The sequence below is a fragment of the Streptomyces canus genome, assembly GCF_041435015.1.
Lineage (GTDB): Bacteria > Actinomycetota > Actinomycetes > Streptomycetales > Streptomycetaceae > Streptomyces > Streptomyces canus_G.
Genome location: NZ_CP107989.1, coordinates 7433552 through 7456803 on the forward strand (window position 1 = coordinate 7433552; position 23252 = coordinate 7456803).

Genomic DNA, 23252 nt, shown 5'->3' on the forward strand with positions numbered 1-23252 from the left:
CGGCGCACGGCCGGGCCGAACCGCGGCGTCCGTTACGGTTCACCCCTATGCGCACCATCCTGATCACCGGCCCCGGCGGCAGCGGTCGTACGACAGTCGCCGCCGCCACCGCCCTGCGCGCCGCGGGCAACGGCATCCGCACCCTGGTGCTGAGTGCCGACCGCACGGACACCCTGGGCACGACTCTCGGCGCGACAACGGGCCCCACCCCCACCCGGATCACCCCGCACCTCACCGCCTGGCGCCCCGACGCCACCGCCGGTTTCCGGGATGATCTCGCCCGCTTCCAGGACCGCGCCTCCCATGTGCTCAACCTGCTCGGCGCCTCCCGCCTGGACCCCGAGGAGGTCACCCCCCTCCCCGGCGCCGAGGAACTCACCCTCCTGCGGGCCGTGCGCGACGCGGCGCTCTCCGAGCGGCACGAGCTGCTCGTCGTGGACCTGCCGCCCACCCAGCAGGCCCTCGCTCTCCTCTCCCTCCCCGAGGAACTCCGCCGCTACCTGCGCCGCCTGCTCCCGGCCGAGCGCCAGGCCGCCGCGGGCCTGCGCCCCGTGCTCGGAAGGCTCGCCGGCGTCCCCATGCCCTCGGAGTGGTTGTACGAGACCGCCGCCCGCTGGGACACCGAACTCGGCGCGGTCGAGGCCGTCCTCGCCGATCGGGAGACCGTCGTGCGACTCGTCGCCGAACCCGGCCCCGCCGGCACCGACGACGTACGGTCCGCGAGCCTCGCCCTCGCCCTGCGCGGCCTGCGCCCCGACGCCCTGATCGCCAACCGCGTCGTACCGGAGGAGTGGCCCGCCGGCCTCGTCGCCCAGCAGCGCAAGGCCCTGGAGGAGTGGCAGGAGTCGTACGACGTCCATGCCGTCCCGCACCTCGGCCACGACCCGCGCGGCGCCGACGACCTGACCGCCCTCGCCGTCCCCGAAGTCAACGACACGACCTCCACCGTCGAGTGGCCCGTCGTCGATCACCTCGCCGAGGACGGCGTCCTGGTGTGGCACCTCCCGCTGCCCGGCGCCATACGCGACGAGCTGGACCTGATCCGGCGCGGCGACGAACTCCTCGTCAGCGCGGGGCAGTTCCGCCGGATCGTGCCGCTGCCCTCGGCCCTGCGCCGCTGCACCGTCGCCGGCGCCGCCCTGCGCGAGGGCGAACTGCGGATCCGGTTCGCGCCGGACCCGGATCTGTGGCCCCGGACCCCGTGAACCGTGTACGCCCGTTCGGGTAACGTCGTAGGGACGAACCGTAGTCAGGAGGTCGTCATGAGCGAAGAGCTCCCCCCGTCCGACGCCGGAGACCGCGAGCCCGTGGATTCCGTGGACGAGGTACGGGCGACCGACGCCGACGCGTGGGCGACGGCGGCCGCGGAGGACCTCGCGGCGGAGAAGGCCCGCCGCCGCACCCAGTACGGCCCGCCCCCGGGCTCGGCCGCCGAGGAGCTGCGCAAGCTCGTCGACAACGTCGCCGAGAAGCTGTCCGGCCTCCAGTCCCCGCTCCTCGGTGGCATCGCCGGGCCCGCCGCCCAGCAGGTGGTCAAGCAGGTCGTCCAGCAGGCTAAGGCCGCGGTCGAGCCGGTCATCGAACGCAACCCGGACGTCTTCGACCACCTCGCCGCCGCGGGGGGCGAGCTCCTCGCCGCGTACCGCTCCGCGGTCCAGGCACAGGAGCAGCGCTGGAGCCGCCGCGACGACACCCTGCGCGACCGGGGCGAGGACCCCGGCCCCGGCGAGCGCATCGACTTGGACTGAAACCCCCTGACCGCAGGGGCTCGGGTACGGTTGGCCGTAGCGGGGCTCGACCGAAACTGAGGGATTCATGGGACTCACCATCGGCGTCGACATCGGCGGCACGAAGATCGCGGCCGGCGTGGTCGATGAGGAAGGCAACATCCTCTCGACCTACAAGGTGCCGACCCCGGGCACGGCCGAGGGCATCGTGGACGCGATCGCCTCGGCGGTGGAGGGCGCGCGCGCCGGGCACGCGATCGTGGGCGTGGGCATCGGTGCGGCCGGATACGTCAACCGCCAGCGCTCGGAGGTCTACTTCGCGCCCAACATCCACTGGCGCAACGAGCCGCTGAAGGAGAAGGTCGAGACCCGGGTCGGCCTTCCGGTCGTCGTGGAGAACGACGCCAACGCGGCCGCGTGGGGCGAGTACAAGTTCGGCGCGGGCAAGGGCCACCGCAACGTCATCTGCATCACCCTGGGCACCGGCCTCGGCGGCGGCATCATCATCGGCAACAAGCTGCGCCGCGGCCACTTCGGCGTGGCGGCCGAGTTCGGCCACATCCGCATGGTGCCCGACGGTCTGCTGTGCGGCTGCGGCAGCCAGGGCTGCTGGGAGCAGTACGCCTCAGGACGCGCCCTGGTGCGCTACGCCAAGCAGCGCGCCAACGCCACCCCGGAGAACGCCGAGATCCTCCTCGGCCTCGGCGACGGCAGCCCCGACGGCATCGAGGGCAAGCACATCTCCATGGCCGCCCGCCAGGGCGACCCGGTGGCCGTCGACTCCTACCGTGAGCTCGCCCGCTGGGCCGGCGCCGGCCTCGCCGACCTGGCCTCCCTCTTCGACCCCTCCGCGTTCATCGTCGGCGGCGGCCTCTCCGACGAGGGAGAACTGGTCCTGGACCCGATCCGCAAGTCCTACAAGCGCTGGCTGGTGGGCGGCAACTGGCGCCCGGTCGCCGACGTCATCGCGGCCCAACTGGGCAACAAGGCGGGCCTGGTGGGCGCGGCGGACCTGGCGAGAGAGCCCGACCCGATCATGTAGTCGGGCATGGAGTGGACCTACTCAGGGGCGCGGGGCCGTTTCACCGTGCGGCTCTGCCGCACACACCTCGCGCCCCTCACTCTTGGGCGTAAATTGATCCACATGGTTCCGGTCAAAGTCCTGAGCTACAACATCCGCTCCATGCGCGACGACACAGCCGCCCTCGCCCGTGTCATCCGCGCCTGTGAACCCGATCTCGTACTGATCCAGGAAGCCCCCCGCTTCTTCCGCTGGCGCAAGAAGCTGGCAAGGCTGGCGTCAGCCACAGGACTGGTCATCCTCACCGGAGGCGGCACAGCGGCGGGCCCCGCGATCCTCTGCAATCTGCGGGCAACGGTCGAACGTACGGAAGACGTCCTCCTCCCGCTCACCCCCGGCCACCACAGAAGAGGCTTCGCCACAGCGGTCGTACGACTCGGCGGCGCCCGCCTCGGCGTCCTGAGCTGTCACCTGTCGTTGCAGGAGGACGAGCGCCACGACCAGGCGGGCATGCTCCTCGACCGCCTCGCCGGCATGGGCGTGGACCACGTCATCGCGGGCGGCGACCTGAACGACCGCCCCACCGGCCGCACCTTCAGACGCCTCGCCACGAACCTCCAGGACTGCTGGGCGACCAGCCCGATGGGTGCCGAACACACCTGGACCCACACGAAACCCCACCAGCGCATCGACGCGATCTTCGTCACGAAGGGCATCGAGGTGCTCGGCTGCGGAGTTCCCACGCACCTCCCCGGGATCACGGAGGCAGACATGAGGGCGGCCACCGACCATCTCCCGGTCCTGGCCACCCTCGGAATCCCCGCGAACTGAGCCGTACTAGACCACGGCACCCCGGCCGGGATCCTCGTCGTCCTCGTCGTCGGCCCGCATCCGCGTCACCAGCGTGACGAAGCCACCCAGGAACCCGCCGATCCCCGCCGTGGCCAGCCACCACGTCATCTCCCAGCCGAGCAGCACCGCGACCAGCAGCAGGACCGGCCCGCCCAGCACTCCCAGCCAGGCGAACCGCGAGGTGGTGTCGGCGGACGGCAGCGGCGGCGGCTCCGGGGGGACGAAGTGCCCCTCGTCGTCCTCCTCGAAGTCCTCCTCGGACGGCTCGGGCGCGCTGTAGTCACGGGGCCCGACACCGGGTGCGAAGGCGACGGAACCGCCCAGCGGCTTCGCCGGGTTCTCGTCCTGCTTCGGCGCGTCCTTCTTCGCCCCGTCCTTCGTGGGCTGCGTCTCCGTGGTCGTCGGCTCGTCGTTCGTCTCGGTCTCGAGCAGCGCGAGATCCTCAACCGATTTGAACGGCTTCGTGCCCGGCGGGTCCTTCGGCTCCTCGCCGTACCCGGCCACGATGGCCGCCCACGCGGCCTCCTCGTCGAACGGGACGCCCTGCTCGTCCGGCTCGCGGTCCTCGCGGTCGGAGTCGTGCTCAGCCACGTGCGGCCGTCCCTTCGCTGCCGATGCCGGTGGTGTGCCGGCCGATGAACGCGAGGCTCTCGTCGAAAATCCGCTCCGCGTCATGGTCCAACGTCGCCACGTGGTAGCTCTGTTCCAGCACGATCTCCGTTACGTCCGTCGACGACACCCGGCTCAGCACACGCGCGGAATCGGCCGGCGGCACCACATGGTCCTGGGCGCTGCGCAGCACCAGCAGCGGCTGGGTGACCTGCGGCAGCTCGCCGTCGACCTGCCGGAAGAAGGTGCGCAGGGAGTGCGCCGAGTGCAGCGGCACCTTGTCGTACCCCAGCTCGACGCTGCCCTCCTTGGCGATGTCGCTGGCGATCCCGGGCGCCGTACGGACGAAGTGACGGGCCACCGGAAGGGCGTACGGCGCGAGGCCGTGCATGCGGTTCGCCGGGTTGACGACCACGACACCGCTCACCGCGTCCCCGTGCTTGGCGGCCAGCCTCAGGGCCAGGGTGCCGCCCATGGACAGGCCGGCCACGAACACGGAGGTGCAGCGCTCGCTGAGGGCGCGCAGCTCGCGGTCCACCTCGGCGTACCAGTCCTGCCAGCCGGTGAGGGCCATGTCCTGCCAGCGGGTGCCGTGTCCGGGCAGCAGCGGCAGGGAGACCGTCAGGCCGTGCTCGGCGAGGTGCTGGGCCCAGGGGCGCAGCGACTGGGGGGAACCGGTGAAGCCGTGGCAGAGAAGGACACCGGCCTCCCCGCCCTCATGGCGGAACGGCTCGGCTCCGGGGAGGACCGGCACCTAGGTCTCCTGTTCATGAAAGAAGCGTGAGCAAGTCCAGGTGAGGTTCACCGTACGCGACCGCACTGACACCGACCAGGGCCGTCGGACTGTTTGACAGGGCTCCGGGTTAAGGTCTCATCGACGGACACAGGAGGCACTCGGTTGTTGTACGGCACGATGAAGGTCGCCATCGGAGGGCCGCTGAAGGTCGCCTTCAGGCCCTGGGTGGAAGGCTTCGAGAACATTCCCGCCGAGGGCCCCGCCATCTTGGCGAGCAACCACCTCTCCTTCTCCGACTCCTTCTTCCTGCCCGCGGTCCTCGACCGCAAGGTCACCTTCATCGCGAAGGCCGAGTACTTCACCACGCCCGGAGTGAAGGGCCGCCTCACGGCGGCCTTCTTCAAGGGCGTCGGCCAGCTGCCGGTGGACCGCTCCGGCGCGCGCGGCGCGGGGGAGGCGGCCATCAAGAGCGGCCTCGACGTGCTGGAGCGCGGTGAGCTGTTCGGCATCTACCCCGAGGGCACCCGCTCGCCCGACGGCCGCCTCTACCGCGGCAAGCCCGGCGGCCTCGCGCGCGTGGCGCTCGCCTCCGGTGCTCCGGTCATCCCGGTCGCCATGATCGACACGGAGAAGATCCAGCCGCCGGGCAAGGTCATGCCCAAGCTGATGCGGCCGGGCATCCGCATCGGCGAGCCCCTGGACTTCAGCCGCTACCAGGGCATGGAGCACGACCGTTTCGTGCTGCGCGCGGTGACCGACGAGGTCATGTACGAGATCATGAAGCTCTCCGGCCAGGAGTACGTCGACATCTACGCGACCGCCGCCAAGCGGCGGATCACGGAGGCGGCCAAGGCGGAGAAGGCCGCCAAGGCGGCTGCCGCGAAGGCCGAGCAGGACAGGCCCGGGCAGCCGGCGTCCTAGGATCCTGGGACACGGCGGTCGGAGCCCAGGGGTGGGGGACATGGTCAAGCAGGTGCGGGTCATGCGCATGTCGGTCGAGCAGCCGCTGTGGCGTGCGCTGACCGGGTACCGGGTGCTCACCATGCTGTACGCGGTCGGGCTCTTCGCCACCGAGTACGACGAGTTCGACCGGCCCGGCATCGCCATCGCCTACTACGTCGTCCTGTGCGTGTGGACGTTCGCCACGCTGCCCCGCGTCCAGAACGCGGCCGCCTGCACCAAGCGCTTCCTCGCCGTCGACCTCGCGATCGCGATCACCGGGATCGTGCTGACCCCCCTGGTCGTCAACGACCACCACATCGACAGCGGCGGCCCCACCCTGCCGTCGATATGGACGGCCGGTTCCGTCCTCGCGTTCGCCATCAAGGGCGGCTGGCGCTGGGCCGCGCTCGCCTCCACGCCCGTCGCCGCCGCCAACCTGTTCGAGCGCGGTCACCCGGCCCGCGACACCGTCCACAACGTGATCCTCGTCTGGGTCGCCTCCATCGCCATCGGCTATGTCGTCGAGGTCGCCCGCGCCTCCGAGCGCACCCTCGCCCGCGCCCTGGAGATCGAGGCGGCGACCCGGGAACGTGAGCGGCTGGCCCGCGACATCCACGACAGCGTCCTCCAGGTGCTCGCCATGGTGCAGCGCCGGGGCGCGGTCATGGGCGGCGAGGCGGCCGAGCTGGGCCGGATGGCCGGCGAGCAGGAGGTGGCGCTGCGCACCCTGGTCTCCGGCGGCCTGACCTCGGTCTCCCGGGTGTCGCGGGACGCGGCCCAGGGGGCGGTCGTCCACGTCATCGACGACGAGCGGGACGATGAGGCGGAGGGCGGGCCGGACGGCGGGCCGCTCGACCTGCGCGCGCTGCTCGCCCCGTACGCCTCGGCGAAGGTCTCCCTCGTCGAGCCCGGTGCCCCCGTCCCGCTGCCCCCGCCCGCCGCGCGCGAACTGGCCGCGGCCGTCGGGGCCGCCCTGGACAACGTCCACCGGCACGCCGGTGAGCACGCGCGCGCGTGGATCCTCGTCGAGGACGAGCCCGACGAGGTGATCGTGACCGTACGGGACGACGGACCCGGCATCCCCGAGGGGCGGCTCGCCCAGGCCGAGGGTGAGGGGCGGCTCGGGGTGGCCCTGTCGATCCGGGGCCGGCTGCGCGACCTCGGCGGCAGCGCCGAGCTGATCTCGCCTCCGGGCCAGGGCACGGAGGTCGAACTGAAGGTCCCGAAGGTCTCACGGGGGAAGGCAGGACAGCGATGAACGACAAGGGTCCGATCAAGGTCATGGTGGTCGACGACCACCCCATGTGGCGCGACGCGGTCGCCCGCGACCTGGCCGAGTCCGGCTTCGACGTGGTCGCGACGGCGGGCGACGGCGACCAGGCCGTACGCCGGGCCAAGGCGGCGGACCCCGACGTGCTGGTGCTCGACCTGAACCTGCCGGTGAAGCCCGGCGTCCAGGTCTGCAAGGAGCTCGTCGGGCACAACCCGGCCCTGCGCGTCCTCGTGCTGTCCGCGAGCGGCGAGCACGCCGACGTACTGGAGGCCGTGAAGTCGGGCGCGACCGGCTATCTGCTGAAGTCGGCGTCGACCGAGGAACTCCTGGACGCGGTCCGCCGCACGGCCGTCGGAGACCCCGTCTTCACGCCCGGCCTCGCCGGCCTGGTGCTCGGCGAGTACCGCCGCCTCGCCACCGACCCCGCGCCCACCACCGACCCCGACCAGCCCAGGGCCCCGCAGCTCACCGAGCGCGAGACCGAGGTGCTGAGGCTGGTCGCCAAGGGCCTGAGCTACAAGCAGATCGCCGAACGCCTGGTGATCTCCCACCGCACGGTCCAGAACCACGTCCAGAACACCCTCGGCAAGCTGCAACTCCACAACAGGGTCGAGCTCGTCCGATACGCCATCGAAAGAGGCCTCGACGACGAGTGAGACGGGCGTCACACTGACCCTTCGTCAGGCACCTGCGGCGAAGGGAACTGTCCATGCGCGTCGGAGTACTGACCGGAGGCGGCGACTGCCCCGGCCTCAACGCCGTCATCCGGGCCATCGTCCGCAAGGGCGTTCAGGAGTACGGCTATGACTTCACCGGCTTCCGGGACGGCTGGCGGGGTCCACTGGAGGACCGCACCGTCCGTCTCGACATCCCGGCCGTGCGCGGCATCCTGCCCCGCGGCGGCACCATCCTCGGCTCCTCGCGCACCAATCCGCTGAAGCAGGAGGACGGCATCCGCCGGATCCAGGAGAACCTGGCCGAGCGGGAGGTCGACGCGCTCATCGTGATCGGCGGCGAGGACACCCTCGGCGTCGCCGCGACCCTGTCCGACGAGCACGGCGTGCCCTGCGTCGGCGTTCCGAAGACCATCGACAACGACCTGTCCGCCACCGACTACACCTTCGGCTTCGACACCGCGGTCGGCATCGCCACGGAGGCCATCGACCGGCTGCACACCACCGCCGAGTCCCATATGCGCGTCCTGGTCTGCGAGGTGATGGGCCGCCACGCCGGCTGGATCGCCCTGCACTCCGGCCTCGCGGGCGGCGCCAACGTCATCCTCATCCCCGAGCTGCGCTTCGACGTCGACCAGGTGTGCGCCTGGATCACCTCGCGCTTCAGGGCGTCGTACGCCCCGATCGTGGTCGTCGCCGAGGGTGCCATGCCGAAGGACGGCGACGTGGTCCTCAAGGACGAGTCGCTCGACTCCTTCGGACATGTGCGGCTGTCCGGTGTCGGCGAGTGGCTGGCCAAGCAGATCGAGAAGCGCACCGGCAAGGAGGCCCGCACGACGGTCCTCGGGCACATCCAGCGCGGCGGCACCCCCAGCGCCTTCGACCGCTGGCTCGCCACCCGCTTCGGCCTGCACGCCATCGACGCCGTCCGCGAAGGCGACTTCGGCAAGATGGTCGCCCTGCGCGGGACGGACATCGTGCGCGTGCCGATCGCGGAGGCGACGGCGAAGCTGAAGACGGTGGATCCGAAGCTGTACGAGGAGGTGGCGGTGTTCTTCGGCTGACGTCGGCCGGCTCACACAGCCGTGCGGCGCAGCTGCCTCACCAGCTCCCTTACGACCGTGGCGCCGTTCAGTGTCAGGACCGACTCCGGGTGGAACTGGACGCCCGCGAAGCCGGGGCCGCGCAGCGCGTGCACCTCTCCGTTGCCGGCCCGGCTGATCTCGACCTCGTGTGCGGCCAGTTCGGTCGCCGTCTCGTCGTCGCAGTGCGCCACGAAGCTGTTGTAGAAGCCGACGGTCTCGGGCCGCCCGAACAGATCGATCGTCGTCTGCGCGCCCTGGTACGGCACTTCCTTCCGTACGATGTCCAGGCCCAGCTCGGCCGCGATCAGCTCGTGGCCCAGGCAGACGCCGAGGACGCCGTGCCGGTGGCCGCGGACGACGAGCGCGGTCAGGTCCCGCAGGAACCGCATCTTGGGATCGTCCAGGTCGCACGGATCGCCGGGACCGGGCCCGAGGACGACGGGCCCCTCGTGCGCGAGCACGGCGTCCCCGAGGCCCGGTTCGTCGTAGCGCCGCACGGTGACGTCCAGCCCGCCCGAGCGCAGCACATGCGCGAGCATCGAGGTGAAGGTGTCCTCGCCGTCGACCACGAGGGCGTGCCCTTCGAGCCCGTACGACCGCTCCTGCATGCGCAGCCAGAAGGGGGCGAGGTTCGTGCGCCGCCCGTCGAGCGCGGCACGCACGCGTGGATCGTCGGCGAGACTCACGCGCGCGTGTTCCGCACGGGGCCGGGACGGTCGTACGCCGAGAGCCGCCAGTACCCCCGCCGCCTTGGCGTGGGTCTCCGCGACCTCGCTCACCGGGTCCGAGCCGCGCACGAGGGTCGCGCCGACGGGGACCCTGAGGCGCCCGTCGGCGGAGATGTCCGCGGTGCGGATGAGGATGGGGGAGTCGAGGGTCTGCGCCCCGCCGGAGTCCCGGCCGAGCAGGGCCAGCGCGCCGGCGTAGTACCCGCGCCCGCCGACCTCGTGCCGCTCGATGACCCGGCAGGCGTTCTGCACGGGCGAACCGGTGACGGTGGCCGCGAACATGGTCTCCTTCAGGACCTCCCGCACATCCAGTGAGGACTTCCCGCGCAGCTCGTACTCGGTGTGCGCGAGGTGGGACATCTCCTTCAGCCGGGGCCCGATGACGACGCCTCCCATGTCGCCGACGGTGCACATCATCTTGAGCTCCTCGTCGACGACCATCGACAGCTCCTCGATCTCCTTGCCGTCGGCGAGGAAGTCGAGCAGGTGCTCGGGGGTGGGGCCCTCGGCGGGGTAGCGGTACGTCCCGCTGATCGGGTTCATGACGACGGTCCCGCCGGACATCCGGACGTGCACCTCGGGGCTCGCGCCGACCAGGGTCCGCTCGCCGGTGTGCACGACGAAGGTCCAGTACGCGCCCCGCTCGCCCTCCAGGAGCCGCCGGAACAGGGCGAGCGCGTCCGCGCGGGAGAAGCCCGGGATCCCGCCCTCGTAGGTCCGCCGGATCACGAAGTTGGCGCCCTCGCCGCGCCCGATCTCCTCGTGCAGCACCCGTCCGACGATCTCGGCGTACTCCTCGTCGGCCACGTCGAAGCCGCCGTTCTCGACACGGACGTCGTGGGCGGGAAGCTGCGCGAGGGCCTCGGTGAGGGAGAGCGTGTGGGTCAGCTCGGGCGTCAGCACCGCGAGCGGCGTCCCGTCGTCCCGCACGTCGAAACCGCGCTCACGGATCTGGCGGAAGGGGACCAGCGCCAGGCCTTCGTCGGGGAGGTCGGCGAGACGGTCGTAGGTGCTGACCGGGCCGACGAGCAGTTCGACGGTGTGCTCGTCGTGGCCCGGGGTGCGACGGCGGAGCAGGGCGAAAGGGCGGTCGTCGTGCAGGAGTCGGGTCAGGTCCATGGTTCCTCGGCTGTCGATGAGGAGGAACGACCCCGGAAAACACCGAAGGCCGCCCCTCGGGCGGCCTTCGCGAAGTCTTGCGTACGCGCTTGTCAGTGGGCCGCCGGATGAGCGGTCCACCACCAGTTCTGGATCGAGTGCGCGTACATGGCGCGGACTCTACACCCTTTCCGGGGGGACTCATGAAGCGCCTGTCGGTCACCGCGCCCCGCAACCGCGGCGCCACGGGCGTGCAGCCGTATACGGACGAACGGCGGCGACCCCGTTCGAGCGGAATGCGTCTCACTTGATGAGCAGATGAATGGACCCCGGACACGACCACGTAATGTTTATGGGGTGACCGTGAACGCTAAGACCAGCGCCAGCGCTGGCAACACCTGGCGAGACCTGCCCGCGGCGCAGCAGCCCGAGTACCCCGACACCGAGGCTCTGCGCGCAGTGATCGCGGACCTCGAGTCGTATCCGCCGCTCGTCTTCGCGGGCGAGTGCGACCAGCTGCGCGCCCGGATGGCGGCTGTCGCCAAGGGAGAGGCGTTCCTCCTCCAGGGCGGCGACTGCGCCGAGGCCTTCGACGCCGTGTCCGCGGACCACATCCGCAACAAGCTCAAGACCCTGCTCCAGATGGGCGCCGTGCTGACGTACGCCGCCTCGGTGCCGGTCGTGAAGGTCGGCCGGATCGCCGGCCAGTACTCCAAGCCGCGCTCCAAGGGCACCGAGACCCGCGACGGCGTGACGCTGCCGACGTACCGGGGCGACTCGGTCAACGGCTTCGAGTTCAACGAGAAGGCCCGCATCCCGGATCCCGAGCGCCTGAAGCGGATGTACAACGCCTCCGCCTCCACGCTCAACCTGGTGCGCGCCTTCACCACGGGCGGCTACGCGGACCTGCGCCAGGTTCACGCCTGGAACCAGGACTTCGTGAAGTCGTCCCCGTCCGGCCAGCGCTATGAGCAGCTGGCGCGCGAGATCGACCAGGCGCTGAACTTCATGCGGGCCTGCGGGACCGACCCGGAGGAGTTCAAGACCGTCGAGTTCTACTCCTCGCACGAGGCGCTGCTGCTCGACTACGAGTCGGCGCTCACCCGCGTGGACTCGCGCTCGGGGCAGCTGTACGACGTCTCCGCGCACATGGTGTGGATCGGTGAGCGCACCCGGCAGCTGGACCACGCGCACATCGAGTTCGCCTCGCAGATCCGCAACCCGATCGGCATCAAGCTCGGCCCGACCACCACGGCCGAGGAGGCGCTGCAGTACATCGAGCGCCTGGACCCCGACCGCGAGCCCGGCCGGCTGACCTTCATCGTCCGCATGGGCGCCGACAAGGTCCGCGACAAGCTGCCCGAGCTGGTCGAGAAGGTCACCGCCTCCGGCGCGACCGTCGCCTGGATCACCGACCCGATGCACGGCAACACCTACGAGGCGGCCTCCGGCCACAAGACCCGCCGCTTCGACGACGTGCTCGACGAGGTCAAGGGCTTCTTCGAGGTCCACAAGGGCCTGGGCACCCACCCGGGCGGCATCCACGTCGAGCTCACCGGCGACGACGTCACCGAGTGCGTGGGCGGCGGCGACGAGATCTTCGTCGACGACCTGCACCAGCGCTACGAGACGGCCTGCGACCCGCGGCTCAACCGCAGCCAGTCGCTCGACCTGGCGTTCCTCGTCGCGGAGATGTACAGGGACCAGTGACGGGGGCACCTGTTACAGGAACGTGAATGGGGCGCGGATCACATACGATCCGCGCCCCGCTCCACTTTTGCGGTTCCTGAGCGCCGGGTAAGGTTAGGTTAGCCTTATTGATCTCGGCGGGAGGTGAATCCGCGTGTACGTCTGCAACTGCTTCGGAGTGACCGAAGCGCAGGTCCAGCAGCACGCGGACGGCGGTGCCTGTACGCCCCGCCAGATCGCCTCCGCCTGCAAGGCCGGGACGGACTGCGGATCCTGTGTACGTCGGATCCAGGCCATCCTCGGCCGAGGTGCCTACCCCCGCCGTGAGCCGGCCGACCCGGGTAAGCAGGTCCTGACCGGACTCGAAGAACTCGACGAGGCCGCCTAGCTCTCCGGCTGCTCGATGAGCTGCGCGATGTAGAGCGCCTCGCCGAGCTTCTCCAGAAGCTCCAGCTGCGTGTCGAGATAGTCGATGTGGTGCTCCTCGTCCGCGAGGATCGACTCGAAGATGTTCGCCGACGTGATGTCGCCCTTGGCGCGCATCACCTCGATACCGCGCTTGAGGCGGTCGATGGCCTCGACCTCGACCTGCCGGTCGGCCTCGAACATCTCCTTGACGGTCTGGCCCACGCGCACGTGGAACAGTCGCTGGTAGTTCGGCAGCCCGTCCAGGAAGAGAATGCGGTCGGTCAGCACCTCGGCGTGCTTCATCTCGTCGAACGACTCGTGCCGCGTGTACTTCGCGAGCTTCGTCCAGCCGAAGTTCTCCTGCATCTTCGCGTGCAGGAAGTACTGGTTGATCGCGGTGAGCTCGCCCGTGAGCTGCTCGTTGAGGAATTCGATGACCTCGGGGTCGCCCTGCATCGCAGAGGCTCCTTCCAATCGTGGGGAACTGGCAGGCTGCGCCGCATCCTTGCACCGGCGAAGAAGATCGTCCAGTAAGTCTTCACTTAGTAAGTAAGGGCATGCTTAGTCCGATGTGAGGTGAATTGGGCGAGGGCTGGTCAGGTGCATCGCCTTGGGTCTGTCAGGATGGAAGGCATGGGTCAGCCGGTGGAGCGCGAGAGCGGAGAAGCGGCGCACTCCGAGCTTCCGCCGGGGCAGCGACTGCAGCGCGGCTGGCCCGTCACGCACTACGGCCCGGTACCGAAGTTCCGGCCCGAACGCTGGGACTTCCGGGTCTTCGGCGCCACCGCGGACGGCGAGAAACACTGCTGGAACCACGAGGAGTTCACGGCACTGCCGTACACCACCGTCGTGGGCGACCTGCACTGCGTGACGAAGTTCAGCATGCTCGGTGCCGAGTGGGGCGGCATTCCCGCCCGCGCGATCCTGGAGATCGCCCCGCCCGCGCCGACGGCCACCCACGTGATGGTCTGGGCCGAGTACGGCTTCAGCTCCAACCTCCGCCTCGAGGACTTCGCGTCCGAACACGCGATCCTCGCCACCCACAAGGACGGGGAACTGCTGACCGCGGAGCACGGCTTTCCGCTCCGGCTGGTCGTCCCCCATCTGTACGCCTGGAAGGGGCCCAAATGGGTCCGGGGCGTCGAGTACATGACCGCCGACCGCCGGGGCTTCTGGGAGGAGCGCGGCTATCACAACGTCGGCGATCCCTGGAAGGAGCAGCGGTACTCGTACCAGGAGCAGCCGGGGGACGGCCCCGAGCTGTGACGGTCAGTGCCCGTGGTGCTGGTGGACCACGGCGTGACCCTTGCCGCGCCCGATCATCCACTTGTTGACCGGCACGGTCACGACGAACGCGATGGCCAGCGAGATCGCCAGTGACGCCCAGAACAGCAGGTCGGCGAGTTCCGCGTCCATGGCGTCCGGCCACAGGACGATCACGCCGTTGTCGATGAGCTCCATCACGGCGATGGAGAGGGTGTCGGCGGCCAGTGCCACCTGGACCGCGGCCCGGAAGTCCAGGCCGCCCTTCAGGGCCCCGCGCAGGGTGAGCGAGTAGCCGAAGACGAACGCGAGGATGATTGCCAGGACGGTCGTGGGCAGATTGCCCCAGCCGAGCGCGGTGCCGATGACCATGCCGAGCACCTCGCCGATGGCGCAGCCGGTGAGGCAGTGGAGGGTGGCCTGGACGGCGACGGCCCAGGTGGCGCCCGGCTGCGCGGTGCCGGTGTGCCCGGTGTGTGCGTGTGCGGTGTGCTCGTGGTCCACGGCTGACCCCCAGTGTCGGATGACGGATCCTTCCACAGAGGCCGACTATATACCCCCTAGGGGTATTCCTGTGAAGGTTCGGACGTCGTTCCGGTAACTGACAGCACATTCCGTGCCCAGAGCGCTACGCTGAGAGCCTTGCCTGGCGGGAAGCGTCGGGTGGAGACGGATCCAAGGGGCCTCTGGGGTTCCGCTTGCGGTCCGGTTCGGGGGAGAGCGGTACACGGGGGACGACGGTGGGGCTGTTCGGAGAGCGGCATACCTTTTTCGGGGGTCTCGGCCCGGCGGACCGGGAGGCGCTGTCGGGTCTCGGTACCCGGCACGAGTACTCACCGCACGACACGCTCCTCGCCGAGGGTGACCGCACCACGTTCGTGGTCGTCCTGCTCAGCGGCTGGTGCACGGTGTGGACGCCGACCGAGCGCGGCGGCCGTCTGATCCTGGCCCTGCGCCGGGCCGGCGAGGCCGTGGGCGACATGGCGGCACTCGACGGGCGTCCCCGCAGTGCCTCGGTGAGCGCCCTGGGTCCGGTGACCGGCCTGGTCGTACCCGGGGAGCGCTTCCGGCGCTTCCTGGCCTCCCGGCCGCTCGCCAACGCGCTGATGACGATTCAGCTCACCGAGCGGCTGCGCAGCGCGGACCACGAGCGTCGGGCCCTCGCCTCCATGACGGTGTTGCAGAGGCTCGCGGAACGCCTGGTCGAACTCGCCGACCGTACCGGCCGGCTGGAGAACGAGGCCGTGACGATACGGCTCCCCCTCGCGCAGCACGAACTGGCCGCTTCCGTGGGTTCCACCCGCGAGGCCGTCGCCAAGGCTCTGCGCCTGTTACGCGAACAGGGACTGGTCCGCACCGGCCCCGGCACTCTCGCCGTAGCCGACTTGGATCCCCTCCGCCTGCTCGCCGCCGGACAGCCCCATGGCACGCAGACCTAGAAGCACCGGGTGCCGCGCTGTGTAAACGGCTACAGCGGGGATCGGCCGGCTTCGCGACCATGCGAGGAGCCGGTGGTTCGACGGGACGGCAGGGAGGAGAGAACGATGGAGGAGGAAGCCGAGTACGGCTTCATCGTCAACGTGGACGCGCAGGGCTCGGGCCTGTTGTCCGACACTGAGAAACCCGGGATGCGGCGCAGACTCTACGAGGTCACGAACGCCGCTTTCGAACAGGCCCGTATCCGCGCTCCCCGCCTCTATCAGGAGGACCGCGGCGACGGCATCCTCAGCGTCCTGGCGCCCGACGTGCCGCCCCAGCGGGTGGTGGGGGAGTGGCTGGAGTACCTCCACCAGAACCTGCGCCAGATCAACCGCGACCTCAACAAGCCCCTGCGGCTGCGCGTGGGTCTGCATGTCGGCCCCGTCACGCCCGACGCACACGGCCGTTCCGGGCGGGCCGTCGATCTCGCCTGCCGACTGGGCGACTGCGACACCGCGAAGGCGATCCTCAAAGCCGCGGCGGATGCACCCCTGGTGGTGGTCGCCTCCGACCGGCTGTACGAGGACGTCGTGCTCGCCGGCGGGCGCTGGGTGGAGCCGGACCGCTACCGCCGCCACGAGGTGGAGCTCAAGGAGGGCCGCAGAGCCGCCTGGTTCACGGTGCCCGGGCTGTCGCAGCCGCCCGACCCGGCGACCGCGGCGAAGGACGTCCGGTCCGAGCCGCCGCAGCCGCAGCCGCAGCCGCAGGGCACCGGGGACAGCTTCGTCCAGAACAATCACCACCACGGCAGCGGCCAGTTCATCGCCAACGGCAACGTCGACACGTTGCACATCAACCAGTACGGCGGTGACCGGTGAACGCGCAGAGCCCCCAGCCTCCACAGGGCAACGCGAAACCCCAGCAGCAACAGCCGCAGCAGAAAGCCGAACCGGACAAGTCCGCCGGCCCCGACCAGGGGAGTGGTCCGGAACAGCCCCAGTCCGACGTCATCGGCGGCACCGCGGCCGACCCGCTCGGCGAGGAGGCGCTGCCCGGGGCCGCGGCCGCCGCCTCCCGGATCTACCGCTCCACCGTGTCCTCGCACGGCTCCGGCACCCTCATCAGCTCCGGGTCCGTCCAGAACATGAACTTCTACGGCGGACCGGTGGCCGAGCGGCTGCTCGCCGGCCCGCTCCCCGAGGACGAACTACGCAGGCTGCGCCGGGTCTTCCAGGAACCGAAGGACTACGGGGAGTACCGCGGGCAACTGCGCGGCGGACGACTCCTGGTCCTGCTCGGCCGTCCCGGTACCGGCCGCTCCTACACCGCGCTGTCCCTGCTGGACGACCTGACCCGCGGCCAGGTCTCGCGGCTCGACCCGCGCACCGACCTGGACAAGCTGGACGACGGCCAGATCGACGAGGGCCACGGCTACGTGCTGGAACCCAGCGCCGTCGGACTCCCCGACGAGACCGGCCTGGACCGGCTGTGCGAACTGCTCCGCAAGAAGCAGGCGTACGCGGTCCTGCTGGCCACCCCCGAGCCCGGGGACGTGCTCTCCCGCGGCGGCCGCTACTACCGCGTCCACACCCCGGCCCCCCAGACCGCCGTACTCGAAGGTCACCTCGCCGACGAACTCGACGAGGCGGGGCCCGAGGCGTACGAGCGGGCCCGGGCCATGGCGCTCGATCCCGAGGTGGTGGAGGCGCGGGGCCTCGACGACCTGCGGCCCGCGGAGGCCGCCCACTTCGCGACCCTGCTGGCCCGCAACACCCGGGGCGAGCTCACGCACGACGAACTGCTCGCCGCATGCCGGAAGTTCGCCGAGAGCCAGGCCGCCGAGTGGTTCGCCGGAGGCGTCCGCTCGGAAACCCCCGAGCGGTTACGGGACGCGGCCTACCGGATCGCCGTCGCCGTCCTGGACGGGGCCTCGCTCAGCGCCGTCGCCGAGGCCGCCGAGGTGCTCGCCTGGGAACTGGCCGTCACCGTCGATCCGGAGGCGACACCCGGCCGCCCGCTGTTCAGCGACGGCGTCGACGCCCGGCTGGTCTCCGCCCGCGCGGTCGCCGAACTCGGCACGGAGGAGGTCGGCACCGAGGAGGTCCCGGTGCGCACGGTGCGCTTCGCCGGTGAGGCTCTCGCCCCGGCCGTCCTGGGCCACCTCTGGCAGCACCGGCACAACGCGCGCGGGCCCGTGCTGCGGTGGCTGGCCGGACTGTGCGAGGACGACCGGCCCCAGGTCTGGGTGCGGGCCGCCGTCGCGGCCGGACAGCTGTGCCGCCTCGACCTGTCGCACACCGTGCACGAACTGGTCCAGCCCATGGCCCAGGCCAAGCAGGCCCGACGCCGGCTGTTCGCCGCGACCGTCCTCGACGTGGCCCTGCGCTCCCCGGACGTCGGCGGCGCCATCCGCGCCCTGGTCGGTTCCTGGGCCCGGCACGGCGACGAACAACTGCGCTGGACGGCGGGCGCCGTGCTCGGCAGGGGGCGGGCCACGGCCACTCCGCGCGAGTCGTTGGACCTGCTCGGCGGGATCGGTGCCTGGGACGAGGGCAGGCTACGGGCCGACGCGGCCGTCCAGGTCGCCCACTTCGCCGGCGCCCACCCCGACGGCCGGACTCCGAACAGGATCCGCGCCTGGCTGTCCGACGAACGCCGGCCCCAGCAGGACCTCGGCCTGCAGAGCACTCTCTTCCTGGCCTCCGTCTGCGTGGTCGATCTCTGGAACCAGCACGACGACCTGGAGGGACACGGCGACTGGCCGCTGATGCTGGCCCTCGCCGCCGTCCGGCCCGCCCAGGCCGCGGAACTCGCCGGGCTCCTGTGGACGGCTCTGCAGACCCCGCGGTCCTACGAGGGCGCCGTCGACACCCTGTCCGGCTGGCTGCGCGACTCGGCCGAGCAGCCCTGGGCCGAGTGCCTGGAGCGGTTCCTGCCACTGCTCGTGCACAGCCAGGACGACCGGGAGCGGCTGCTGTCGCTGATCACGGAACTGACCGAAGACCCCGACCAACCACTGAACGAACAGCAGGTCCGCCGTCTGTGGGGGGCGGTCCAGGGAGCGAGTACACGATGACGCACAACCAGTGGGGCCAGCAGTGGCCGCGCCAGGACGAGGAGTTCGTCCTCCCGCACGACCTCAGAGGCCCCTTCGTACGCGAGTTCGCCCCACAGGCGGCCTACCGGCACCGCAACAGCCAGGTGGCCTCGGTGCTCTACTACAAGAACGGCGGCTACAGCATCCTGACCGTGCGCGGCGCGGAGCACTTCAACAAGCCGCTGATGGCCAAGCCCACCTCGGTGTGCTGGATCGCCCGCGGTCAGCACCAGGCCTCCTTCCAGCTCGAACTGCCCACCCACGGCGACCGGTCGCGCTTCAAGGCGGGCGCCGACGTCAACTGGGAGGTGCGCGACTTCTACCTGGCCGCCGAGAAGCGGGTGGTCGACGTGGAGCGCATGCTCCGGCCGCCGCTGGAGGCCCGGCTGCGCGGGATCAGCCGACGCTACAGCCTGGACTCGGCGCAGCAGGTCGACGAGGCGATCCAGGACGAGCTGGCCAGCGGCCGGTGGAACGACTTCGGCGCCGACCTCGGCCTGGTCACCCAGGTCTTCATCCGTATCGACCTGGGCCAGGCGGCCGCCGACCATCAGGCCCAGATGGTCGCGGTGGAGAAGGGCAGCAAGGTCCAGGAGGCCATGGACCTCGCCCACAAGGCACGGATCGCCGCCAACCTCGACGACGCGCACAAGCTGATCAGCGCGGGCGAGACCGTCCAGTACGCCACGATGCTGGCCCAGGACCCCAGCCGGGCGCACGAGATCCTCGGCGTGCTCCAGCAGCAGGCCCGCGAGCAGCGCCAGGGCGCCCTGGACTACCTCACCAACCTGATCAACCAGGGCGTGGTCCAGCGTCACCAGATCGACGACCAGGTCCAGGCCCTCATCGACTACAGCCGTACCGTCGCCGGCGGTGTCTTCCCCAACGGGATTCCGCAGGCCCCGACGTCGCTGCCGATACCGCCGATGCCGCCCGCGCCGCCGCTGCCCCCGGCCGACGCACCGCCGGCCCCTCCCGCGCCGCCGACCGACTCGGTCCCCGGGGAGGGCACGGGAATGGAGTACGACCACGGTTCCGGGGCCCGCGAGTGACCCCGGACGAACCGGACGCCGCGCACTACGTCGCCGAGCGGCTCCTGCTGACCGTGCGTGAGGACCTGGGCAGGGCGGACGTGAAGGCGTCGATCCTGCTCTCGGGTGCCGTGGCGGTGCCGGCGCTGGCGCTCGGCAGGGGGATACCGACCGAGGCCTCGGGGCTCTCCCTGGCACTCCTCGCGGCGGGCGGGGCGCTCTGGGCGCTCGGCACGCTCCTGCTCCTCGCGGTCGTCCTGCCGCGCACCGGCACGGTCCGCTCGGTCCCGGGTCCTACGTACTACGCCGACGCCCTCCGCGCCACGGACCTGGAGGAGTTGCGCCGGGCCACCGCCGAGGCCGGCACGGACCGGGTGAGCTGGTTGCTTACCCAGTTCCAGGACGTCAGCGTCATCCTCTCGGCCAAGTACCGCTGGCTGCGTCGGTCGATGGCGCTGCTCGGGGCGGGGCTGTTGCTGGCGTTCCTGTCAGCCGTCGTGAGCTGATCCGGTCGGCTCGGCTTCCTTCGCCGGCCCTGGCCGTCCTCAGCCGTCCCGGAGTTTCTTCAGCCGCTCCACGTCCGCCGCGTGCCCCTCCTTGCCGCCGGGTGTTTCGATGATCAGCGGTACGCCCGCGGTGGCGGGGTGGGTCATCAGGGCGCGGAACGGGTCCTCGCCGATGTGGCCGGAGCCGATGTTCTCGTGGCGGTCCTTGTGGGCGCCGACCACGTCCTTGGAGTCGTTGGCGTGGATCAGCTTCAGGCGGCCCTCGCCGACGGTCTCCACCAGGAGGTCGAGGGTCTGGTGCATGCCGCTCGGACCGGTGAGGTCGTGGCCGGCCGCGAAGATGTGGCAGGTGTCCAGGCACACGCCCAGCTTCGGGTGGGCATCCAGGACTTCGAAGTACGGGCCGAAGTCCCAGGTGCGTGAGCAGAGGGAGGCGCCCTGGCCGGCCGTCGACTCCAGGAGCAGGTACGGGTCGTCGTCGTGGGTGAGCTCGTCGAGCAGCGGCAGCAGGTGCTCGCGCACCTGCTGCAGGGCCACGGAACGGTCGCGGCCGCCGGTCGCGCTGCCGGTGTGCACGACGACGCCCAGGGCGCCGATCTCGCGTCCGCGCCGGAGGGAGTGCCGGAGCGAATCGACCGACTTCTCCACGGTCGCCTCGGTGTGCGAGCCGAAGTTGATCAGATACGGGGCGTGCACGTACGCCGGTATCGCCTCTTGCGCGCAGGCCTCGCGGAATGCCTCGTCCTGGCGGGGGTTTCCGGCAGGGGTGGCCCAGCCGCGCGGGTTGGCGACGAAGACCTGCACGGTCTCGGCGTCGAGGTCACGGGCGTACGACAGGCCCACGGAGTTCAGGCCGCCGGCCACGGGGACGTGGCCGCCGACGGGGTTGCGCTGAGTTGTCACCGGTCAAGGGTGCCATTGCCTGCGGCGCTTGGACGGGTGGGGGCGCGGTCGGGGGTGCGGCCTTGTGCCGTCGGCGGCAGCGGGCCGGTGGGGGCTGGGTGCGCAGTCCCCGCGCCCCTGGGGGGCGCGGAGCGTCCGTCAGCGAATGGTGATCGTGATCGTCGAACCCTTGGGGGCCGTGTCGCCACCCTCCACGGACTGCTTCTTCACCGTGTCGCCGAACAGCCCGAGCAGGCCGCGGTCCTCGTCGACCTGGAAGCCCGCGTCCTCCAGTTCGGTCTTGGCGTCGTCGACGCTGTCGCCGGTGACGTCCGGGACCTCGATCATCTCGGGGCCCTTGGAGATCGTCAGGGTGACGGTGTCGCCGTCGGCCGCCTGGCTGTCGCCGGCCGGGGTCTGCTTGGCGACCTGGCCCGCGTCGAACTCGGAGTTGACCCGGGTGGTGGCGATCTTCACCTTGAGACCGGCCTCCGTCAGGTCGGCCCTGGCGTCGGCCAGGTCCTCACCGGTGACGTCCGGGACGTCGACCGGGGCGCCCTTGCTGACGGTGAGCGCGATCGCCGAGCCGGCGCGCAGCGTGGTGCCGTCCTCGGGATCCGTGCTGATCACGAACCCCTTCGGCACGTCGTCGCTGAACTCCCGGGTGACCATGCCCGGCTGCAGCCCTTCCGCCTTCAGCCGGTTCCTGGCCGTGCTCAGCGCGTCCCCCCGCACATCGGGCACCTTCACCGTCTGCGGGCCCCTGGAGACGGTGATCGACACGGAGTCGTGGTTCCGTATGCGGGCGCCCACTCCCGGGTCCGTGCTGATGACGGTGCCGCGCTTCACGGTGTCGCTGTAGGCGTACGCGACCTTGCCGGTCTCCAGACCGGCCTCGTCCAGCCGGTCCCGGGCCTGTGCCTCGGTCTTCGTCAGGAGAGCCGGGACCTGGGTGAACTGACCGGAGTTGATGTACCAGATGCCCGCCCCGAGCCCGAGGGCCAGCAGGATCGCGGCGACGATCAGGAGGGGGCCGCGCCGGGGCCCGCCGGAAGAGCGGCCGCGCCGGGAAGGCGGGGGCGGCGGGCTCTCCAGGCGGCTGGTGCGGTGGTACACCGGCTCGTCCTCGTTGACCGGCAGGAGACGCGGCACCGTCAGGGTGCGCGGGATCACGCTCGTGCGGTTCTCGGCACCCGCGTACTCCGCCGCGAGCGCCTGCGGCGGTACCGCGTCCAGCTGATCGGCGCTCAGCCTGCCGTGTGCCTCGCGGGTCTGCGCGAGCAGCGCCACGGCGTCGTACGGACGCAGATCCGGGGTGCGGGCGGTGGCCGACGCGACCAGTTCGTCCAGTTCGTACGGCAGCCCCGGCACCACGGCCGAGGGCGGTGGGACGTCCTCGTGGAGGTGCTTGTAGAGCACGACCGCGGGGGAGTCGCCGTCGTGCGGGCGGTCGCCGGTCAGCATCTCGTACAGGACCACGCCGCACGCGTACACGTCGACGCGGGCGTCCGCGGTGCCCGGCTGCTCGATCTGCTCGGGCGAGAGATAGGACACGGTGCCGAGGACGGCTCCGGTGGTGCTGGTCACGGTGTTCACCGACCGCACGAGTCCGAAGTCGGCGACCTTGACCCGGCCGTCGTCCCCTATCAGGACGTTCTCCGGCTTCATGTCCCGGTGCACGAAACCCGCGCGGTGCGCGGCGCCGAGCGCGGCGAGCACCGGCTCCAGGATGTCCAGGGCGGCGCGCGGCTGCAGGGCCCCGCGCTCGCGCAGCACGTCCCGCAGGGTGCACCCGGCGACGTACTCCATGGCGAGATAGACGTACGACCCGTCGGTGCCCTGGTCGAAGACCTGCACGACGTTGGGGTGGGCGAGCCGGGCGACGGACTTGGCCTCCCGGATGAACCGCTCGACGAAGGTCCCGTCCGCCGCGAGCGCGGGGTGCATCACCTTGAGCGCGAGCACGCGGTCCAGACGGGTGTCCAGGGCCCGGTAGACCGTGGCCATCCCGCCGACCGCGATCCGCGCGTCCACGCGATAGCGGCCGTCGAGCACCTGCCCGACCAGCGGGTCCTGAAGGGTCGTATCCACGCAGTGAGTCTACGAGCCGTCGCTGACAGCCCGTCCAGTTCGGCCGATATCGAGGCGGGACTGCAGCGCAGCTGTGACGCAGATCGCACGGCGTTGCCGGTCGGGGGCAGGTGTGCCACTC

General features: G+C 71.0%; 24 protein-coding genes. 16 read left to right on the top strand and 8 right to left on the bottom strand.

Going from position 1 to position 23252, the window contains the following annotated elements; all coding sequences use genetic code 11:
- The first annotated feature begins 47 nt into the window (after window positions 1-47).
- From OG841_RS33945 to OG841_RS33960, 4 genes are all read left to right on the top strand, one after another.
- Window positions 48-1205: an ArsA family ATPase gene (locus OG841_RS33945; protein WP_328637904.1), complete on the top strand. Its 1158-nt coding sequence runs from the start codon at window positions 48-50 to the stop codon at window positions 1203-1205.
- Window positions 1206-1262: 57 nt separating this feature from the next.
- Window positions 1263-1748, top strand: coding sequence for a DUF5304 family protein (locus OG841_RS33950; protein ID WP_069763228.1), 486 nt, complete (start codon window positions 1263-1265; stop codon window positions 1746-1748).
- A gap of 67 nt (window positions 1749-1815) precedes the next feature.
- A complete protein-coding gene (locus tag OG841_RS33955) occupies window positions 1816-2769 on the top strand; it encodes an ROK family glucokinase (RefSeq protein ID WP_057611808.1) in 954 nt (317 codons plus the stop codon).
- Window positions 2770-2871: 102 nt separating this feature from the next.
- A complete protein-coding gene (locus tag OG841_RS33960) occupies window positions 2872-3579 on the top strand; it encodes an endonuclease/exonuclease/phosphatase family protein (RefSeq protein ID WP_328637903.1) in 708 nt (235 codons plus the stop codon).
- Window positions 3580-3585: 6 nt separating this feature from the next.
- On the opposite strand, the gene OG841_RS33965 is transcribed toward OG841_RS33960, so the two are convergent.
- Both OG841_RS33965 and OG841_RS33970 read right to left on the bottom strand, forming a co-directional pair.
- Window positions 3586-4191 carry a hypothetical protein gene (locus OG841_RS33965; RefSeq protein ID WP_328637902.1) on the bottom strand — a complete coding sequence of 202 codons (606 nt, stop codon included), beginning with the start codon at window positions 4189-4191 and terminating at the stop codon, window positions 3586-3588.
- Window positions 4184-4963: an alpha/beta hydrolase gene (locus tag OG841_RS33970; RefSeq protein WP_328637901.1), complete on the bottom strand. Its 780-nt coding sequence runs from the start codon at window positions 4961-4963 to the stop codon at window positions 4184-4186. The genes OG841_RS33965 and OG841_RS33970 overlap by 8 nt, the downstream gene beginning before the upstream one ends.
- Before the next feature lie 144 nt (window positions 4964-5107).
- Here OG841_RS33970 and OG841_RS33975 point away from each other — a divergent pair, with 144 nt between their 5' ends.
- From OG841_RS33975 to OG841_RS33990, 4 genes are read left to right on the top strand one after another with little or no spacing between them, the layout of a single operon-like run.
- On the top strand, window positions 5108-5866 hold the full coding sequence (locus OG841_RS33975; protein WP_328637900.1) for a lysophospholipid acyltransferase family protein: 759 nt from the start codon (window positions 5108-5110) through the stop codon (window positions 5864-5866).
- Between the two features lie 40 nt (window positions 5867-5906).
- Window positions 5907-7145: a MacS family sensor histidine kinase gene (gene macS / locus OG841_RS33980; RefSeq protein WP_371567925.1), complete on the top strand. Its 1239-nt coding sequence runs from the start codon at window positions 5907-5909 to the stop codon at window positions 7143-7145.
- Window positions 7142-7816: a response regulator transcription factor gene (locus tag OG841_RS33985; protein WP_326669296.1), complete on the top strand. Its 675-nt coding sequence runs from the start codon at window positions 7142-7144 to the stop codon at window positions 7814-7816. Before macS ends, OG841_RS33985 begins: the two co-directional genes overlap by 4 nt.
- Window positions 7817-7869: 53 nt before the next feature.
- Window positions 7870-8898 (top strand): 6-phosphofructokinase, encoded by a 1029-nt coding sequence (locus OG841_RS33990; protein ID WP_328637898.1) that lies wholly within the window; start codon window positions 7870-7872, stop codon window positions 8896-8898.
- A gap of 11 nt (window positions 8899-8909) precedes the next feature.
- On the opposite strand, the gene OG841_RS33995 is transcribed toward OG841_RS33990, so the two are convergent.
- Together OG841_RS33995 and OG841_RS34000 are read right to left on the bottom strand one after the other, a co-directional pair.
- Entirely contained in the window at window positions 8910-10766 is a 1857-nt protein-coding gene (locus OG841_RS33995; RefSeq protein ID WP_371567929.1) for an anthranilate synthase family protein, read from the bottom strand.
- 92 nt (window positions 10767-10858) lie between these two features.
- Window positions 10859-10915 (bottom strand): trp operon leader peptide, encoded by a 57-nt coding sequence (locus OG841_RS34000; RefSeq protein ID WP_365118483.1) that lies wholly within the window; start codon window positions 10913-10915, stop codon window positions 10859-10861.
- Window positions 10916-11102: 187 nt separating this feature from the next.
- On the opposite strand from OG841_RS34000, the gene OG841_RS34005 reads away from it, so the two are divergent.
- The gene (locus OG841_RS34005) at window positions 11103-12455 is read left to right on the top strand and encodes a class II 3-deoxy-7-phosphoheptulonate synthase (RefSeq protein ID WP_266565938.1); all 1353 of its coding nucleotides are present in this window, start codon (window positions 11103-11105) and stop codon (window positions 12453-12455) included.
- Window positions 12456-12588: 133 nt separating this feature from the next.
- Entirely contained in the window at window positions 12589-12822 is a 234-nt protein-coding gene (locus OG841_RS34010) for a (2Fe-2S)-binding protein (protein WP_176742491.1), read from the top strand.
- Here OG841_RS34010 and bfr read toward each other — a convergent pair.
- On the bottom strand, window positions 12819-13298 hold the full coding sequence (gene bfr, locus OG841_RS34015) for a bacterioferritin (RefSeq protein WP_328637896.1): 480 nt from the start codon (window positions 13296-13298) through the stop codon (window positions 12819-12821). The two genes, OG841_RS34010 and bfr, sit on opposite strands and share 4 nt — an antisense overlap.
- Before the next feature lie 177 nt (window positions 13299-13475).
- On the opposite strand from bfr, the gene OG841_RS34020 reads away from it, so the two are divergent.
- Window positions 13476-14108 (top strand): sulfite oxidase-like oxidoreductase, encoded by a 633-nt coding sequence (locus tag OG841_RS34020; RefSeq protein WP_328637895.1) that lies wholly within the window; start codon window positions 13476-13478, stop codon window positions 14106-14108.
- Window positions 14109-14111: 3 nt separating this feature from the next.
- On the opposite strand, the gene OG841_RS34025 is transcribed toward OG841_RS34020, so the two are convergent.
- Entirely contained in the window at window positions 14112-14609 is a 498-nt protein-coding gene (locus OG841_RS34025) for a DUF4396 domain-containing protein (RefSeq protein WP_328637894.1), read from the bottom strand.
- A gap of 236 nt (window positions 14610-14845) precedes the next feature.
- Between OG841_RS34025 and OG841_RS34030 the strand changes: the two genes are divergently transcribed.
- The 5 genes from OG841_RS34030 (at window position 14846) to OG841_RS34050 (ending at window position 20158) form a co-directional block, all read left to right on the top strand.
- Window positions 14846-15544, top strand: a complete 699-nt coding sequence (locus OG841_RS34030) for a Crp/Fnr family transcriptional regulator (protein WP_371567935.1) — start codon at window positions 14846-14848, stop codon at window positions 15542-15544.
- 105 nt (window positions 15545-15649) lie between these two features.
- Complete coding sequence (locus OG841_RS34035) at window positions 15650-16402, top strand: hypothetical protein (protein ID WP_328637893.1); 753 nt, start codon at window positions 15650-15652, stop codon at window positions 16400-16402.
- Window positions 16399-18600 carry a hypothetical protein gene (locus OG841_RS34040; protein ID WP_371567938.1) on the top strand — a complete coding sequence of 734 codons (2202 nt, stop codon included), beginning with the start codon at window positions 16399-16401 and terminating at the stop codon, window positions 18598-18600. The genes OG841_RS34035 and OG841_RS34040 overlap by 4 nt, the downstream gene beginning before the upstream one ends.
- Window positions 18597-19673, top strand: coding sequence for a hypothetical protein (locus OG841_RS34045; RefSeq protein ID WP_365118367.1), 1077 nt, complete (start codon window positions 18597-18599; stop codon window positions 19671-19673). The genes OG841_RS34040 and OG841_RS34045 overlap by 4 nt, the downstream gene beginning before the upstream one ends.
- On the top strand, window positions 19670-20158 hold the full coding sequence (locus OG841_RS34050; protein WP_328637890.1) for a Pycsar system effector family protein: 489 nt from the start codon (window positions 19670-19672) through the stop codon (window positions 20156-20158). Before OG841_RS34045 ends, OG841_RS34050 begins: the two co-directional genes overlap by 4 nt.
- Before the next feature lie 39 nt (window positions 20159-20197).
- Here the strand turns inward: OG841_RS34050 and OG841_RS34055 are convergent, their stop codons facing one another.
- Together OG841_RS34055 and pknB are read right to left on the bottom strand one after the other, a co-directional pair.
- Window positions 20198-21061, bottom strand: coding sequence for a deoxyribonuclease IV (locus OG841_RS34055; RefSeq protein WP_328637889.1), 864 nt, complete (start codon window positions 21059-21061; stop codon window positions 20198-20200).
- Between the two features lie 138 nt (window positions 21062-21199).
- Window positions 21200-23131 carry a Stk1 family PASTA domain-containing Ser/Thr kinase gene (gene pknB, locus OG841_RS34060; protein WP_328637888.1) on the bottom strand — a complete coding sequence of 644 codons (1932 nt, stop codon included), beginning with the start codon at window positions 23129-23131 and terminating at the stop codon, window positions 21200-21202.
- Window positions 23132-23252 lie beyond the last annotated feature (121 nt).

Excerpts from the sequence above, each read along its gene's own strand:
- OG841_RS33945 (WP_328637904.1), top strand. The coding sequence starts at position 48 with ATGCGCACCATCCTGATCACCGGCCCCGGCGGCAGCGGTCGTACGACA.
- OG841_RS33955 (WP_057611808.1), top strand. The coding sequence starts at position 1,816 with ATGGGACTCACCATCGGCGTCGACATCGGCGGCACGAAGATCGCGGCC.
- OG841_RS34045 (WP_365118367.1), top strand. The coding sequence starts at position 18,597 with ATGACGCACAACCAGTGGGGCCAGCAGTGGCCGCGCCAGGACGAGGAG.
- OG841_RS33995 (WP_371567929.1), bottom strand. The coding sequence starts at position 10,766 with ATGGACCTGACCCGACTCCTGCACGACGACCGCCCTTTCGCCCTGCTC.
- OG841_RS33985 (WP_326669296.1), top strand. The coding sequence starts at position 7,142 with ATGAACGACAAGGGTCCGATCAAGGTCATGGTGGTCGACGACCACCCC.
- OG841_RS33950 (WP_069763228.1), top strand. The coding sequence starts at position 1,263 with ATGAGCGAAGAGCTCCCCCCGTCCGACGCCGGAGACCGCGAGCCCGTG.
- OG841_RS33960 (WP_328637903.1), top strand. The coding sequence starts at position 2,872 with ATGGTTCCGGTCAAAGTCCTGAGCTACAACATCCGCTCCATGCGCGAC.
- OG841_RS33990 (WP_328637898.1), top strand. The coding sequence starts at position 7,870 with ATGCGCGTCGGAGTACTGACCGGAGGCGGCGACTGCCCCGGCCTCAAC.
- macS (WP_371567925.1), top strand. The coding sequence starts at position 5,907 with ATGGTCAAGCAGGTGCGGGTCATGCGCATGTCGGTCGAGCAGCCGCTG.
- bfr (WP_328637896.1), bottom strand. The coding sequence starts at position 13,298 with ATGCAGGGCGACCCCGAGGTCATCGAATTCCTCAACGAGCAGCTCACG.
- OG841_RS34020 (WP_328637895.1), top strand. The coding sequence starts at position 13,476 with ATGGGTCAGCCGGTGGAGCGCGAGAGCGGAGAAGCGGCGCACTCCGAG.
- OG841_RS34035 (WP_328637893.1), top strand. The coding sequence starts at position 15,650 with ATGGAGGAGGAAGCCGAGTACGGCTTCATCGTCAACGTGGACGCGCAG.